The sequence below is a fragment of the Paenibacillus sp. VTT E-133291 genome, assembly GCF_002264395.1.
In the GTDB taxonomy this organism is placed as follows: domain Bacteria; phylum Bacillota; class Bacilli; order Paenibacillales; family Paenibacillaceae; genus Paenibacillus_AQ; species Paenibacillus_AQ nitricinens.
On sequence record NZ_NFVA01000031.1, the window covers coordinates 24,997 to 36,947 of the forward strand.

General features: G+C 43.9%; 10 protein-coding genes. 9 read left to right on the top strand and 1 reads right to left on the bottom strand.

The features are described from left to right. Positions 1 to 32 precede the first annotated feature (32 nt). Entirely contained in the window at positions 33 to 911 is an 879-nt protein-coding gene (locus tag CA598_RS14320) for a helix-turn-helix transcriptional regulator (RefSeq protein ID WP_094876936.1), read from the bottom strand. A 243-nt stretch (positions 912 to 1,154) separates the two neighbouring features. On the opposite strand from CA598_RS14320, the gene CA598_RS14325 reads away from it, so the two are divergent. The 9 genes from CA598_RS14325 (at position 1,155) to CA598_RS14365 (ending at position 11,894) form a co-directional block, all read left to right on the top strand. Beyond that, positions 1,155 to 1,352, top strand: a complete 198-nt coding sequence (locus CA598_RS14325) for a hypothetical protein (RefSeq protein WP_094869477.1) — start codon at positions 1,155 to 1,157, stop codon at positions 1,350 to 1,352. Further along, a complete protein-coding gene (locus tag CA598_RS14330; protein WP_094869476.1) occupies positions 1,345 to 2,607 on the top strand; it encodes a DNA polymerase IV in 1,263 nt (420 codons plus the stop codon). Before CA598_RS14325 ends, CA598_RS14330 begins: the two co-directional genes overlap by 8 nt. Continuing rightward, positions 2,604 to 3,077, top strand: coding sequence for a YhjD family protein (locus tag CA598_RS14335; protein ID WP_094869475.1), 474 nt, complete (start codon positions 2,604 to 2,606; stop codon positions 3,075 to 3,077). Before CA598_RS14330 ends, CA598_RS14335 begins: the two co-directional genes overlap by 4 nt. Positions 3,078 to 3,229: 152 nt before the next feature. Further along, positions 3,230 to 6,160, top strand: a complete 2,931-nt coding sequence (locus CA598_RS14340) for an insulinase family protein (protein ID WP_094876937.1) — start codon at positions 3,230 to 3,232, stop codon at positions 6,158 to 6,160. A gap of 359 nt (positions 6,161 to 6,519) precedes the next feature. Beyond that, positions 6,520 to 6,951, top strand: coding sequence for a MarR family winged helix-turn-helix transcriptional regulator (locus CA598_RS14345; protein WP_094869473.1), 432 nt, complete (start codon positions 6,520 to 6,522; stop codon positions 6,949 to 6,951). Positions 6,952 to 6,969: 18 nt separating this feature from the next. Further along, positions 6,970 to 8,352 carry an MATE family efflux transporter gene (locus CA598_RS14350; protein WP_094869472.1) on the top strand — a complete coding sequence of 461 codons (1,383 nt, stop codon included), beginning with the start codon at positions 6,970 to 6,972 and terminating at the stop codon, positions 8,350 to 8,352. Between the two features lie 292 nt (positions 8,353 to 8,644). Continuing rightward, positions 8,645 to 9,544, top strand: a complete 900-nt coding sequence (locus tag CA598_RS14355; RefSeq protein WP_094869471.1) for a carbohydrate ABC transporter permease — start codon at positions 8,645 to 8,647, stop codon at positions 9,542 to 9,544. A 63-nt stretch (positions 9,545 to 9,607) separates the two neighbouring features. Continuing rightward, entirely contained in the window at positions 9,608 to 10,390 is a 783-nt protein-coding gene (locus tag CA598_RS14360) for a carbohydrate ABC transporter permease (RefSeq protein WP_094869525.1), read from the top strand. 139 nt (positions 10,391 to 10,529) lie between these two features. Next, positions 10,530 to 11,894, top strand: a complete 1,365-nt coding sequence (locus CA598_RS14365) for an ABC transporter substrate-binding protein (protein WP_094869470.1) — start codon at positions 10,530 to 10,532, stop codon at positions 11,892 to 11,894. Positions 11,895 to 11,951 lie beyond the last annotated feature (57 nt).

Below are 11,951 nucleotides of genomic sequence, written 5' to 3' on the forward strand. Positions count from 1 at the left end.
CAAGCCACGGGTTTGCTCCTTTTTTATATGAATTAATTTTCGAAAAATACATGTTTGGTGAGGAACGCTAGATCCTGTTCGCGGTAAGTCGAAGGGTTGACCCCAAAATAGGACCGGAAAACCTTTCCGAAATAGCTGGCATTATCAAATCCGGTTTCCGTCGCAATCTGGTTGATACTCAAATCTGTTGTTTTAAGTTTAGAAGCTGCTAACTCAATCCTCCGTCTTTTTAAATACTCAAAGGGTGAAAGATTGATGTTTTTTTGAAATAGTCTGCAAAGATGATGCTTGGAAACGCCAATATGAGCGGCAACATCGTCTAAGCTTAGATTATTATTATGCAGATTATCCTTCATGAATTGAATTGCGGCGTGAAGCTTGTCATTTTTTATATAGGTAGTTAATAAATTTGGTTTCCTAAGGTATTTCTCCATGGACAAGATCCACTGAAAGACTTTTCCCGTTAAAAGATGCAAATCTCTTTCTTCATGAACCTGAATGTCCTTGAATGTATTCCACAATAAATCTATTGAAACCGATTCCTGAGGGAGTTCTACAATGGGACCGCAATGAGCAGCGAGCTGGTTCCAAAGTGAAATCGCTAAAGGCCCCCGTAGATTGAGCCATAAAACTTCCCAAGGCTCGGTGCCTTCTTCCGGATAATAGTACCTGTGTATGCTGGGGACAATCACTAAAAAAGCTTTGCCCTTCGTTAACCGATGAACAACCCCATCTATTTCAATTCTACCTTCTCCCGATAATGTGTACTGAAAAATAACACAACTTCTCTCCGTCCGGTTCTGGCCGTTGAATGAATAGGCAGGTGAATCGAGTAGTTCCCAGCCGATAGAATCAAACAGAAGCATTGAAGCTTCTTCTTCCGAGCGAAAGGTGTAGGAGGAACGGTACATTAGCAACTTTCCTTTCTAAAAAAAGCTTTTGAGAACAGATCAATAATTTACTACTGTTGTTTACTCTATCAAAGTGTAAGCTTTTTTCGTTCTCTGTTCAATCTTTGTTGAATACGCAAGCCTCAGCTCTAAAAAATAAGAGCTGGTGTGGTGGGGGAAATTACCTCACCTTTTTTGTTGCTTAAAATTCCCGATTACGCATATAATACAAACAAGTGTTCTTATTTTTATGGAGGCGATCGCATGCAAATCAGCATCGGCCAAATAATTGAAATTATATATCTGGATAAAGCGAGAAATATCAGCCAGCGAAAAATTGAAATACACAGTATCCGTGACGGCCGCATACGAGCAAGCTGTCTGACTACAGGGACGCCCCGCATGTTCTTGGCAGCAAATATTCTTTCATGGCAACCCGCGCAGGAACAACGTCATGCCTAAGAATCGCGTTATTCTACTGTCTGATTGCCAGGCGTTTTACGCCTCTGTGGAGAAAGCTGCCCACCCTGAATATCGAGATAAACCTGTTGCAGTAGGGGATCCAACAAGAATGAACGGGATTGTGCTGGCAGCCTGCCCGCTTGCAAAAGCAAAGGGGGTAACAACGGCCTCGCGTGTAGGTGAAGCTTTAGCAAAATGCCCGGAGCTAATCGTAATAAGGCCCCGCATGGGGACTTACATTAAAGTATCACTCTTGATATCAGAGATTTACCGAACATATACCGATCTGGTAGAACCCTACAGTATCGATGAGCAGTTTCTGGATGTCACAGGATCTCTTGCGTATTTCGGAGGATCGCTGCAGGACATGATTCATAAAATTCAGCACCATGTATTACTTTCGACGGGAGTCTGGACACGGGTAGGTATTGGATCTACTAAGGTTATGGCAAAGATGGCGACAGATAACTACGCCAAGAAGATGAAGGATGGGATATATGAACTTTCTTTTGACCAATTAGAGACGACCCTTTGGAAACTTCCGGTGCAGGATATGTTTATGGTAGCGGCTAGAATGACCAAGAATTTTTGGCGTATGGGTATATCCACAATTGGAGACATTGCGCGAATGGAACTGTCAGAGTTTAAGCAACGAATGCGAACCACCATGGGTAAGCAAAGTGATATTCAAGCGGAATATTATTGGCAAACTGCGCGCGGGCTGGATCCTAGTCCAGTGGTCACAGGAATGCGCCATCAGATCAAATCTGTGGGACACGGCAAGGCTCTTCGCTGGAATTTATACACCCGGCATACAGATATTGAGGTTGTGCTGCTTGAACTCGTCATTGAAGTATGCCAGCGAGCCCGGCGGTATGGTTATATGGGATCGGTAGTTTCTATTTCAGTTTTAGAGACGGACGGAGAGCGTTCAAACGCTTACGAGCGTCAGATGACATTGCCCGAACCGACATCACTAACACACGAAGTAGCTGCTGCTGCGCAAAAATTATTTGCAGACAACTGGTCTGGCCTTCCCGTAGGTCGATTAGCGATTTCCTTGTCTAACCTATCAGATGATAGCGTCATCCAACTTACACTCTTTGATGACAGGGTTCGGGCTTACAACAAAGAACGTGCAATCGATCAAATAAAAGCCCGTTATGGCAGTAAAGCTCTAATCAGAGCTTCATCTATGCTGGAATCCGGTGTTGCCCTAGAAAGAGCTGAACAGATTGGAGGTCACTATAAATGAGTAAACTTGAGGGTAATGAGCGCTGGAAAACGAAAATGATCATGACCGAACATGTTGAGCAGTACGAGGAACAGCAGCGTGTGAACCCAGATAAAATGATAACTATGGAGGAGCGTACGATGGTTCGAGATCTCATTTTGCTTCCCTATATAGATACCATGGTTAGCAAGAGCTTGAAAGAGATCGAGCCCTCCAGCAACATTCTTAAACGCGCCTATTTGATGGCTGGGCAAGCCATTCAACGCCGGATCATGCAGGATACTTATCGGCTGCAAAAAGAGCTGAAACAGCGGAATATCAGGGTGCTGGCAGATGAACAGGAGGAATTCTTGGTGTATTACAAAATCTTTTGCCGGGGATATCAGGAACGCTTTGGATTAACCCGAGATGTTATGCGTACAGAGATAAGCTTAAGGTTGACGAAATACACTGCTGAACTAGGAGCAATATTAAAAGATCACTTGAAATAAAACAAGGCTTTGTCAGGGATTATTACTGGCGTGGTCTTGTTTTATGTGAACCAGAAATTAATCCCGGAGATCTTCTTCTGATGGAATAATCGCCCAGGGATATGATAAGCTCATGTAGAGTTATCATATCCCTAAACAGAGGAGGGAAATCTATGAGCCGTTTGATCACAGGGAACACTTATTATGGATTTCAGGTCGTTAATGAGGAATTTATCCGGGAGAACGAATCCAACGTATTCACGCTGGAGCATCTGAAGAGCGGCGCCAGGCTGCTGTTCGTGCAGAATCAGGATGACAACAAGGTATTTAGCATAAGCTTCAGGACCCCGCCTGAAGATAGTACGGGGGTCTTTCATATTTTGGAGCATTCCGTATTATGTGGTTCAGAGAAATATCCGGTCAAGGAACCTTTTGTAGAACTACTGAAAGGTTCAATGCAGACGTTCCTGAACGCATTTACGTTTGGGGATAAGACGATGTATCCAGTAGCGAGCCGGAACGATCAGGACTTCTCCAATTTGGTGGAGGTTTATCTGGATAGTGTTTTTCAACCGAATATTTATAAGCAACAAGAAATTTTTGAGCAAGAAGGCTGGCATTACGAGCTTCAGCATCCCGAAGATGAGTTAATCTATAAAGGCGTGGTTTATAACGAGATGAAGGGTTCATATTCCTCGCCGACTACGGTTTTGATGGACCGAATCAAAAAGTCATTATATCCGGACACGATTTACCGCCATTCCTCAGGTGGAGATCCACAGGAGATTCCTGCGCTAACGTATGAGCAGTTTCTTAGAGCGCACAGCAATTATTATCATCCGTCCAACAGTTATTTTTATCTCTACGGAGATGTTAATATTGAAGAAAAGCTGCAATTTATAGACCAGGAATATCTCAGTCATTATGAACATAACAGCTTCGATACTTCCATTCCCCGACAACAGCCCATTGGAATGACGGAGCTGGTAGCGGATTATCCGATTCTGGAAGCAGAAGCAGCCACAGACAAAACTTATTTGAGTCTAAATTATGTGATTGGAGAGTCTACAGATCGGGAGCTGAACCTCTCCTTTGATATTTTAAAAAGCATGCTGATGGACAGCAACGCAGCTCCGCTCAAGCAAGCCTTGCTCGAAAGCGGACTGGGCAAAGACGCGTTTGCTTTTTATTCCGACAGTATGGTTCAACCGCTGCTTGGTATTACGCTGACGCATTCCAATGCTTCCTCCAAAGATGCCTTCGTGGAGCTGGTGAAGACTACATTAAAGCGTTTGGCGGAGGACGGACTAGATGAGAAGCTGGTGCTGGCAGCGGTCAACAGTAAGGAATTTGAACTGCGGGAAGCGGACTTTAACCAGTATCCGAAGGGTCTTACTTACAATATCGAAGTGATGAAGTCCTGGCTCTATGACGGTCAGCCGACTACTCACATGCGCTATGAAGAGGTGCTCACGGCCATTCGGGAAAAGCTTGCGGACCGTTATTTTGAGAAGCTGATTGAGGACTATTTACTGAACAGTGATCATTGCAGTGTGGTGGTACTGAACCCGTCCAAGACGATCGCAGCGGAAAAGGAAGCAGCTACTCAGCATCAATTGAATGAATACAAAGCGTCACTGAAACCCGATCAGCTGGAGCAGCTTGTTCTGAGTACACAGCATCTTCTGGCGCGGCAGAGTCATGCGGATGCAGCTGAAGACTTGCAGAAGCTACCGAGCTTGTCTTTACAGGATATTAACCGCAGCGTAGAACCACAGGTGCCGACCCATGAACAAATCCATGAGGGCATTAAGGTGATCCACCATGAGGTAGCTACCCATAAGATTGCTTACTGCAAACTTTATTGGAATACGGATGTTGTAGCTCCTGAACGAATTCCTTATATGGTGCTACTGGCAGAGGTATTGGGCCAAATGGAGACTGCCTCTTACGCCATTAAAGAGCTCACCAGTGAAATCGGGATCAAAACCGGAGGCATATATTTCAGAAATGAGCTGTTTGGCGCTGCAAAAGCTGCGGGGGCGGGTTATCAGCCTAAATTCTCTGCGCTGGTCAAAGTGATGGCGGGGCATATCGGTGAATCACTGGACCTACTGCGAGAGATACTCTATACAAGTGCGCTCGACAATCTGACTAAGCTGCAGGAAATCGTCCGCCGGGAAGCCTCGCAGATGGAATCGATTCTGAATCAAAGAGGGAATGAGATTGCGGCCAGCCGCCTGATGTCCTATTTCTCGGATATGGGAGCATATCAGGAACAACAGGGCGGCGTTACTTATTACCGCTTTATACGGGAGCTTGCCGAGACGTTCGATCAGCAGGGAGCTCAAGTAGCAGACATACTGAAGGACATTTGTGGGGATTTGTTCAATAAAAACAATCTGATCATCAGCGTGACGGGAACACCTGACTTGTATGAAGAATTCGTCGCTAATGCAGCGAAGCTGGGTATCCAGGATCGGCCAGTAGTAAATAGGCCTAAGATTACGGCGCAGGGACATGCGGACAATGAAGGATTCATGTCTTCCAGCCAGGTGCAATATGTGGTTAAGGGATACGACTTCACTAAACTAGGATTCACATATTCAGGGAAAATGCAGGTGCTCAAGAAAATCATGAGTCTTACCTATCTGTGGAATGCCGTGCGTGTGAAGGGTGGTGCGTATGGCGGGAACCTGGTTCTGCGCAGAGATGGGATGATGATGTTCACTTCCTACCGTGATCCGAATTTGCAGGAGACGCTGGAGGTTTATGATCAGGCGTACCGCTTTGTTGAGGGATATGAAGCAGATTCCGACGAGATGACCAAAGCAATTATCGGCACCTTGTCCATGCTGGATCAGCCGCTGAGTCCCAGTGCACAGGGACGGCGGGCGGACAGACATTATTTTGAACAGGTGATAGAGGCCGAGATGCAGCAAGAACGGGATGAAATCTTGTCGACAACACCGGAAGATATCAGACAGTACACCGATTTACTTAAGGCTGTGACGGAACAAAATTATTTCACGGTGGTCGGCAATGCTTCAAAGCTGAAATCGTCAAAAGCATTATTCGGAAGTTTAGAGGAGCTTGTGAAGTAACGCTCTCTAATGACTCCTCTTCAGAACCTGTCTACTCGACAAGGGCTGGAGAGGAGTTTTTTTATGTTGGACTAAAAAACATTTTTACAAGGAATAGTGGCGTAGGGGAATTTTGGAACTGTAGGAGCGTTAGTGACCGCCTTTGTCACCGGATTTCAACTGTGGAGCGGTATACAATCCGGAAATTTGGGGACAACAGCGGCCGGAAGTCCAAACATTCACCATAGTCACGTACTCACCTTGTTGGAAAAAAATTAAAGTGAACTCATTTAGTTAGAACCTTGACAGTTAGGGTTCTAACTATTATGATAATGATGTTACTTAGAGTTCTAACTAATGCGAATGCGGAGGAAATAACAATGAGAAAACCCGTTGAAAACACACCATTTTCTAATTTGATTCGAGAGATCGGGATGAAACTAAAAAGTACAGCTGATGCCAGGCTGAATGAGCTAGGGCTGAATTCTCAGCAAGGACGCATGATTGGCTATATTTTTGAGCATCAAGAAAAAGGTGTGATCCAAAAGGATTTGGCGGAAGTCTTTAATCGAAAAGGAGCGAGTATCACCAGTATGCTTCAAGGGTTAGAAAAGAAAGGCTATATCAAGCGTGTCACACCTGAGAATGATGAACGGCAGAAGAGTATTTTTGTTTTGGAAAAGGGTGCGCTTTTGGTCGAGGAGTTCAATGAGATTTTCTCTGAGGTAGAAGCAAGCATTACAAAAACACTCCGTCCGGAAGAAACAGCTACCTTAAAGTCTTTACTACAAAAAGTTAATTCAAGTCTATAAACGTTCGGAGGATTAATCATGGAAACCGAAGTCTCCAATCAATATTATTTAGAATCGGCGCCGATCAAGAAGGCAATAGCTCATTTATCCATTCCTATGATGATCGGGATGTCTGTAGGTACCATCTATAATGTAATCAATGCTTATTTCATTGGGTTACTCCACAATACTAGTATGCTGACTGCCATTACGCTGGGTCTACCCATTTTCACAGTCTTAATGGCCTTTGGGAATATGCTTGGCGTTGGTGGAGGAACATTTATTACAAGGCTAGCGGGGCAAAAGGATACGGAGAAGGGGAAGAAGGTTGCCGGATACACTTTTTATGGAAGCATTATGGTTGGTATTCTTATTGCTCTACTAGCGATGTTAGCGATGGATCCAATTACGCGATTACTAGGCGCAGATGCTGCTACTCTAGCCTTTACTAAGGCTTATGCTTTGACTCTTTTTGCCGGTGGATTCGCCATTGTGCTTAATTTTGCCTTGGAACAGCTAGTCCGTTCCGAAGGTGCCTCCAAAGAATCGATGTACGGGATCTTCATCAGTACGGCTTTAAGTTTAATTTTTGATCCACTCTTTATTCTTGTGCTGAAGTGGCATGTGGCAGGTGCTGCGTTGGCGATGGTTTTAGCGAATGTGGGTTCCGCGATTTATTATGTGTATTTTTTAGAAACGAAAAGTGAGCATTTAAGGGGATTTTTGAAGCATTTCAAGATATCTGTACGAGATCAATTAGAAGTATACAAAATAGGAGTATCGGAGTTATTGCAATTTAGTTTTGTGATTGTGAGCACGCTTTTGTTAAATAACTTCGCAATTCAATATGGAGAGAATGTGGTTGCTGGATTTGGTGTGGCCTTAAGAATTGTGCAAGTTCCGGAATTTTTATCCATGGGCTTATTCTTAGGTTTGATTCCACTATTTGCATTTAACTTTGCTAGTCAAAATATGGCGAGACTTAAATCAACGATTAAACATGCTTTTGCCTATATCGGAGGCATTGCATTTGTCTTTGTAGGTCTAGTGTTTTTGTTTAGAGGAACGATCTTGCATTTCTTCTCTAATGACCCTTCCGTGTTAAGTATGGGAACTTATATTTTGGTAGCCATGTTAATCTCTGCTTTATTTAATGGTTTTACAGGTTTGTTTATGAGTGTTTTTCAAGCGACTGGACAGGGGATACCAACTAACATTATGGCCATCACACAAGGCGTATTGTTTATCCCTATGATTATCGTGTTACATTCTGTCTTTGGACTTCATGGCGTGATCTGGTCAATGACCATAACAGAAGTTATAACGAGCTTGATGGGTGTCATCTTGTTTATTATTTTTAGTAAAAAGCTTAAAAGCACGGGTGGGGATGGAAAAGATATTGTAGAGGTTGCGTCGGTGTAACAAAAGCTTTGCTTTACGTAAAAGCATAGAAATATAGTGGATGGCGGGAGCGTGGCTCGCGCTTTTTTGCAAATATAAGAAAGTATAAGTTTTACAATATACTTTATGTCTTATATTTCTCGTATAAACACCTTTGGCGTCCTTATAAGGACGCTAAAGGTGTTTATACTTGGTTATCTAGAAGGTTTCATGACCGAAGGATCGGTAAAATTAGTTCCAAAATGAACAATTATAGTTCTTATGATCAATGCTTACTTTTTCTACAATTAGGGATAAGTAAAGGAGGAGAACTATGATACGTAAATTTCATCTTAAAATGGATACGCGCGAAGCGATCGCTGGGTATTTATTCGTCACTCCACTGATGTTGGGGCTGATCATCTTGACCTTGATCCCGGTCCTGGGTTCACTATTATTAAGCTTCACGAACTGGAACTTTGTAGCTGGTCTAGGGGGGATTAAGTTCGCGGGTTTCGATAATTTCATAAGGCTGTTTCATGATGATGCCTTTATGAAAAGCTTGCTGAACAATTTGCTCTTTATTATTACAGTACCGGTTACGATCATCGTTGCTCTGCTGTTAGCTATCCTGATTGATAAACAGGTTTTCCTGAAGGATTTATTTAAAGTGATTTACTTCCTTCCCTACATTTCCAGTGTAGTTGCCATCGCTATGGTTTGGCAGGTTATGTTTCATCCTTCCCTAGGGCCTGTCAATCAATTTCTGATGTCGCTGGGATGGGATTCTCCACCCAAATGGCTGGCTGATATCCATTATGCGCTGCCGTCGCTGATGATGATCCAGATTTGGATTCAGCTCGGGTACAACATTATTATTTTTATCGCGGGTTTACAGAGTATTCCGAAGGATCTTTATGAAGCGGCTGATATTGACGGTGCCAATGTCTGGCGGAAATTCCGCAACATCACGGTTCCCTGCATTTCGCCAACTACCTTTTTCCTGCTGGTTACAGGGGTCATCGGCTCCTTTAAAATCTTTGATCTCATACAAGTACTGACACAGGGCGGACCGGCTAACTCCACGACCGTTATTGTCTATGAGCTGTATGACACTGCCTTCAATCAATTGAAGACGGGTTATGCTTCTAGCATGGCACTTGTCCTGTTCCTCATCTGCCTGATCATTACAGCCCTGCAGATGTTAGCGCAAAAAAAATGGGTCAATTATTAAAGGCGGAAAGGAGAAATTACAGTGAGAAAAGAGCTTCTATCCAGAACCATCTGGACAATCGCAATGGGACTGCTAGGTATCGCATTTCTTTTACCCTTTCTATGGATGTTATCCACTTCCTTTAAACTGGAGAAAGATGTGTTTAATTTTCCAATAGAATGGTTGCCTCAGCAGTGGAATCTTATTGAAAATTACAAACAGGTTTGGTCCGGTGATTTCGCTCGTTATTACGGAAATTCCATTTATATTACGTTGGCTACGACTATAATTAATGTGCTGATATGCGCATTGGCGGCTTACGGGTTCTCCAAGCTGCGTTTTCCGGGTAGAGATGCAATGTTTATAGTTGTATTGGCCCTTTACATGGTTCCTCCACAGGCTTCGCTGGTTCCGCAGTTTCTGCTGTTTAACTGGTTGAATCTGATTGATACACATTTAGGGTTGATCTTAATTAACAGTTTTAGTATTATTGGTGCGTTTATGCTCAAGCAATTTTTTATGGGGGTAAACAACGAGTATCTTGAATCCGCGCGGATAGATGGAGCAGGTCATTTTCGTTCGTTTCTACAAATTGCCTTTCCGCTGATCCGTCCTGCTGTTGCTACTTATGCTATTCTACGTTTTATCTGGACCTGGAACGACTATCAGTATCCACTCATTTTTTTGAAGTCTAAAGAACTGTTTACTATTCAGTTAGGTATTAGGTTGTTTGGGGACCAATACGGGGATGTCTATTCCCTTATGATGGCTGGTGCGGTGTCCGCAATACTGCCGCTGCTGATTATTTTTGCTCTTGGTCAGAAGCAGGTTATTGAGGGGATTGCCCTCGGCGGTGTGAAAGGATAATAAAAGTCAAAATAGTTTCTCTTCGGTAGAATATGAGAACTTTCCTCATCTATCCTGCATGTTAGGATGTTCTTGTAAGCAGTTACATAGCACTAGCTGTAAGACGAGGTATGCCCAACACATTTATAGGAGGGTCTATATGAAAAAGAAATTATTATCCGTGCTTATGATCTCATCAATGGCGTTGTCACTCACCGCATGCGGTGGAAATGCGAAAACAAATAATGCAGGAGCGACAAATGCGCCTGACACTGGTGGAAATAAGGAGCCTGCAGCAGAGAAGGTTACGCTGAAGCTGAGCACCTGGCAGACAGAAGCTAAAGCGAAGTGGAGCACGATTATCGCAGAGTTTGAGAAGGCGCATCCCGACATTCATGTAGAAGTGGATCTGCTAAATGAAAAAGGCGACTCTGTTGCCTCCATGCAGAAGCTGGATTTGATGGCCGCTGCAAGTGACCCGCTGGATATTGTCGAATTGCCGTATACCAACTATTCGCAGCGCGCAGATATCGGTGTGTTAGCACCGATGGACGAATATATTCAGAAAGAAGGGTATAAGCTCTCCGATGAATATCTAGTGGATACTACGGTCAATGGCAAAGTCTATGCGTTACCGTCATCTATGCAGCGCTGGTTCGTGCTTCTTAACAAAGAAATGCTAGATGAGGCGGGCCTGCCGGTTCCGACCGACTGGACTTGGGCGGATTTCGAAGAGTATGCCAAGAAATTGACTAAGGGTGAGGGTGCAACGAAGCGTTTTGGCGCATATCTGCATAATTGGCCGGATTATTTCCAGCTCCAGCTAATGAGTAAACCAGAGGATAATACTTTCCTGAAATCTGACGGAACCTCCAATGCCCTGGACCCGCAATTTAAGGCTAATCTGCAGATGATGAAGAAAATGATGTACGAAGATAAGAGTGCTACTCCTTACGAGGATATTATTTCGCAGAAGCTTGCCTACCGGAATCAGTATTTTAACGGTTTAGCAGCGATGCTTCCGATGGGTGACTGGATGGTTGCGGAATCGGGTGGAACGGATGCCATTCCAGCAACTTTCGTTACCGCGTTTGCGCCGATCCCTCGACTGGATAGTGAGAGCAAACATTACTCACCTGTTCAGCCAACCTATATGGGGATAGCTGCTAAATCCAAGCATAAGGAAGCTGCTTACACCTTTGTACGCTGGTATACCTCAGAAGGGCTGGAAATCGGCGGACGTGTCTTCTCTGGCTGGGCGAAATCGGACACGAACAAATTGGTCGATACGATTGTAAGTGGTTCTAAGGATCCATCTAAGATAGATGTTGATTCATTGAAATTTACAATGGAGAACTCGAATCCTGGTGCGACGCAAGTTCCGGCTAAATATGCGGATGAAGCTAAGAACAACGTTATTCCAGAAGCGGAGATGTATCTCCTTGGCCAACAGGATCTGGATGTCACTGTTACCAATATCGATAAGAAAATTTCGGAGGTCGTTCAGAACAACAGCGGAAAGTAGGCGGAGACTGATTGTACGCTTCCCCAAGGGGGCTTATAATGTGGGGGCAGGAAAGCA